Source organism: Psychrobacter sp. Ps4, from assembly GCF_022129285.1.
GTDB lineage: Bacteria > Pseudomonadota > Gammaproteobacteria > Pseudomonadales > Moraxellaceae > Psychrobacter > Psychrobacter immobilis_A.
This window is the reverse complement of record NZ_JADQAK010000038.1, coordinates 1-4,093: the sequence shown is the minus strand read 5'-3', so window position 1 is coordinate 4,093 and position 4,093 is coordinate 1. Positions and strand designations below refer to the sequence as shown.

Annotated in this window: 5 protein-coding genes; 2 read left to right on the top strand and 3 right to left on the bottom strand. The window is 40.0% G+C overall.

Annotation, left to right across the window (positions count from 1 at the left end; genetic code table 11):
- Positions 1–213: 213 nt before the first annotated feature.
- Positions 214–840 carry an N-acetylmuramoyl-L-alanine amidase gene (locus I3252_RS14145; RefSeq protein WP_238035667.1) on the top strand — a complete coding sequence of 209 codons (627 nt, stop codon included), beginning with the start codon at positions 214–216 and terminating at the stop codon, positions 838–840.
- The gene (locus tag I3252_RS14140; protein ID WP_238035666.1) at positions 837–1,679 is read left to right on the top strand and encodes a hypothetical protein; all 843 of its coding nucleotides are present in this window, start codon (positions 837–839) and stop codon (positions 1,677–1,679) included. The genes I3252_RS14145 and I3252_RS14140 overlap by 4 nt, the downstream gene beginning before the upstream one ends.
- Before the next feature lie 129 nt (positions 1,680–1,808).
- Here I3252_RS14140 and galU read toward each other — a convergent pair whose 3' ends face one another.
- The 3 genes from galU to I3252_RS14125 all read right to left on the bottom strand — a co-directional run.
- Positions 1,809–2,702, bottom strand: coding sequence for a UTP--glucose-1-phosphate uridylyltransferase GalU (gene galU / locus I3252_RS14135; protein ID WP_238035665.1), 894 nt, complete (start codon positions 2,700–2,702; stop codon positions 1,809–1,811).
- A 69-nt stretch (positions 2,703–2,771) separates the two neighbouring features.
- On the bottom strand, positions 2,772–3,776 hold the full coding sequence (locus I3252_RS14130) for an NAD-dependent epimerase (protein WP_238035664.1): 1,005 nt from the start codon (positions 3,774–3,776) through the stop codon (positions 2,772–2,774).
- Between the two features lie 63 nt (positions 3,777–3,839).
- A partial coding sequence (locus I3252_RS14125; RefSeq protein ID WP_275949306.1) for a UDP binding domain-containing protein occupies positions 3,840–4,093 on the bottom strand: 254 nt, incomplete at its 5' end.

The following is a 4,093-nucleotide window of genomic DNA, read 5'->3' as shown; positions in this document are numbered from 1 at the left end:
TTACCTAACCAATGCGCATGGTGGCATAAGTATAGTTTGCTGCAATATCCTAAACCGAGCGCTCGGTGGTATTCACAGAATATTGACTGATAAATAAGTTAATTACGGTTGTGATGGTGAGGTGGGCCGAAAAAATGGGGAAAAGAAGAAGGAAAAGAAAAGTAAGGATATAGCCTTTTTAAGAAATCCCTTAATAGAAGCAATAACGATCAAATGAAACAACCACTTTTTATTCTTGATGCAGGCCATGGTGGGATCATCAGTGGTCAGTATCAAACCGCAGGAAAGCGCTCTCCTATTTGGTCTGATGGTAGTCAATTATTTGAAGGAGAATTTAATCGCGCTATTGTGGCGGGTATCAGTCAGCAGCTAACTCAGCGTAATATTAAACATCATATTTTGGTGCCAGAGCAGCGTGATATTCATTTGCGGGATCGTGTCCGTCGAGCAAACCGCCTTGCTAAGCATTACTCGCATTATCAATGTATTTTGATCTCAGTTCATGCTAATGCTGGCGGTGGAAGTGGGTTTGAAGTCTTTACTTCTAAGGGGAAGACGCGCAGCGATGATATTGCCGATCACTTTGCTCTGGCATTTAAAGATGTATTTCCTAATAAACCGTTACGTGCGGATTTACGAGATGGGGATTATGACAAAGATCGTAGTTTTTATATTCTCAGATACACCTCTATGCCTGCGATATTAACGGAAAATTTCTTTATGGATAATGAGCAAGAGTGTAAGGAAATTTTGATGACGTCAACTGGGCGGGAGAAGGTGGTTAAATATCATGTGGAGGGGATAAAACGAGTTTACGAGTTAGCGAGAACAAAGCGATGAGAAAACATTATATCGCTATCCATGGACGTTCAAATAAACCGCCTGCTCATATTTTAGAAGATAGCTGGCTGCGAGCGATTAACGATAGTAGAAGACACGTTAATCAACCTCTTATCAATAAATCGCAGTTTTCAATGGCTTATTATGCTGATGTGTTTTATCAGCAGCCGCTGTATTTTGATCCAGAACCTTATTTGCCTGATATACCTACCAATCACTCCCCTATTCCACTCGCAGCCGATGAAGATCATCTGTCGGCAATGATGGAGCAAAATAAGTGGCGTTTGGATAATCTTTTCTTTGAACCGTTATTGTCGGAATTTGGTGTTTACCGAGCGCTGAATTATCTCTCTAAACCATTATTGCGCTATTGGTTAACCGATGTGTACCGCTATTTTCATGATCCGGCTTTTGCTTTAGAAATCGAAAAGCCTTTAATAAGATTACTTCAAGACTATCGCCATCACAGTATTACTCTGATCAGCCATTCATTGGGGACGGTGATTGCTTACAATGTATTACAGAAGCTTGCAGCGCAGCGAACGACGCAAGATATTTCTATTGATAGGTGGATTACTTTAGGCTCGCCATTGGGTTTGGCTTCGGTAAAAGCGCAACTTAAGCGAAATCTACAGAGTCCGTTGGCAGTTCCTGAGAATATATCAGCTTGGCTCAATTACAGTGATAAACGGGATATTGTTTGTATTGATGGGGATTTGGCAGATGATTTTGCGAAGAATAATTCAGGAGTGAGTGTGCAGGATTTTCAGGTTGTGAATGCGTATCCGGGGAATCCGCATAAGAGTTATGGGTATTTGCGAGTAGCGAGTAGCGAGTAGCGAGTAGCGAGTAGCGAGTAGCGAGTAGCGAGTAGCGAAAATTTTGGACATATTCATTTTTATGTCAATATATTCTTTTTACCCGCTCTTTCTCGAAACTCGCCCACTCGAAATCTAGTCACTCGCTGACTAATTACTCGCCTTCAAATACGCTTTAAAATCTTCACCAAGATCTTTATGACGTAGACCGTATTCAACGAACGCTTTTAGATAACCAAGCTTATCGCCACAGTCATGAGACTTACCGCTCATATGGAAAGCTTCAACGGTCTCTTCTGCCATTAGCATATCGATAGCATCGGTTAGCTGAATCTCATCACCAGCACCAGGAGGGGTAATCGCAAGCTTATCCCAAATTTTATGAGATAGAACATAACGACCAACAACAGCTAGGTTTGATGGTGCATCTTCGACAGCTGGCTTTTCAACCATGCGCGTCATTGGGCAAGATTCACCAGCTACAAGCTCAGTACCGCTGCAATCTACCACACCGTATTTAGATACATCGCTCATTGGCACAGGTTCTACCATGATTTGGCTTGCCCCTGTCTCTTCATAACGTTGTAGCATAGCTGCTAGGTTTTCTGTGCTTTGATCTGCGCTATATTCATCCAAAATCACATCTGGCAGTACCACAGCAAATGGCGCATCACCCACTAGTGGTTTAGCACACAAAACCGCATGGCCTAGACCTTTAGCATGACCTTGACGCACATGCATCACAGTCACATCTTTTGGACAGATATTTTGTACTTCATCAAGTAGCTGACGCTTAACACGCGCTTCAAGCGTTGCTTCTAGTTCGAATGAAGTATCAAAGTGGTTTTCAATCGCGTTTTTAGAAGAATGCGTTACTAGCACAATTTCTTTGATGCCAGCGTTCACACACTCGTTAACGATAAATTGAATTAACGGCTTATCCACCAAAGGAAGCATTTCTTTTGGGATAGCTTTGGTTGCAGGCAGCATGCGAGTGCCTAGGCCTGCGACAGGGATAACGGCTTTTTTAATATGAGTTTTCATAATATTTAATCTTAAATAAAAAGAGCCATATGGTATGACTTTTTGATTATCAATTCAGAAGCAAATAGGTTATTTTTGATAGAAATCACGATACCACTGAACGAAATTATCAACCCCTTCTTTTATAGGAGTTTGAGGTTTATAACCTGTTGCTTCAAACAATCCTGATGTATCAGCGTAAGTTTTATAAACATCGCCAGGCTGCATAGGCATAAAGTTTTTATTGGCTTCTGTACCTAAACTTTCTTCTAGCGCTTCAATATAATCCATCAGTTTTTCGCACTTACCATTACCAATATTATATACACGATAAGGTGCTGAGCTATCCGCTGGCGAACCCGTTTCTACAGTCCAATTTTCTTGTTGTTCTGGCACAACATCTTGAATACGTATGATACCTTCGACAATATCATCAATATAGGTAAAATCGCGCTGCATATCACCATTGTTATAAATATCGATCGCTTCACCATCAATGATCTTTTTAGTAAATTTAAACAACGCCATATCAGGACGTCCCCAAGGACCATATACCGTGAAGAATCGTAAACCTGTTGTTGGTAAGTTGTACAGGTGAGAATAAGTATGAGCCATTAATTCATTGGCTTTCTTACTCGCCGCATACAAAGAAATTGGATGATCTACAGAGTCACTTGTTTCAAACGGTGTTTTCGAATTCAAGCCATAAACCGAGCTTGATGATGCATAAATCAGGTGTTTAACCTTATTATGACGACAGCCTTCAAGAATATTAACAAAGCCAATTAAGTTACTATCAGCATAAGCTAATGGGTTATCAAGTGAGTAACGAACCCCTGCTTGAGCGGCAAGGTTAATAACTCGATCAAACTGCTGTACTTTAAACAGTTCAGCTATACCTTCACGATCAGCTAAATCAAGCTTAATAAACTTAAAATTAGGATGCTCAATACGATCTAAACGAGCTAATTTTAGATTCACATCATAATAATCGTTTAAATTATCAATACCGATAACTTGATGACCAAGAGCTGTTAAGCGCTCCGTTACTGCACTACCAATAAAGCCTGCAACGCCAGTTACTAAATATTTCATAGGGACCTTGTATATAAGATTAGAGATAATATGTAGCTATCTCTAATCTGAGAATATAATAAATTAATCGTTGCCAAACAGATCACGAGTATAAACTTTACTTGCTATATCAGAAAGTTCATTATCCATACGGTTAGAGACAATTACATCGCAAGTTCGTTTAAATTCATTTAGATCATTAATAACCAAAGAGTGGAAGAACTCTTTTTCTTTTAGTACTGGTTCATAAACAACGACTTCAATGCCTTTAGCCTTGATGCGCTTCATGATGCCTTGAATGCTAGAGGCACGGAAGTTATCAGAACCTGACTTCATAA